Here is a 252-nt window from a genome sequence, read left to right on the forward strand (position 1 = left end):
GAAACGCAGAGTGGCGTGCGTGCAGACGAGTGTGGCATCTGGCCCTTCCAGGAACCGCAGGAACGCCGCGACTTTCGATTCGTTGCTGCCGGGTGTGCACAGGTTGTTCGCGGGTTTAACGTCCCAATCCGCGAAGAAGCCGTAGGTGGTGAGGTCGGTGGGCGCGAAGGACGCACCGATGGAGCGTTCGGGTACCGCCACGATCACCTTGCGCCGGCCCTGGTTGAAGAGCTTATCGAGCGCAATAAACAT

At 61.1% G+C, this 252-nt stretch carries 1 pseudogene; it reads right to left on the reverse strand.

Features of this window, described 5'->3' with window-relative positions:
* Nucleotides 1-252, reverse strand: a pseudogene (locus QP363_RS13310) (ATP-dependent helicase); the annotation flags it as partial.

This window comes from Corynebacterium sp. UMB6689, from assembly GCF_030215295.1.
Classification (GTDB): Bacteria; Actinomycetota; Actinomycetes; order Mycobacteriales; family Mycobacteriaceae; genus Corynebacterium; species Corynebacterium aurimucosum.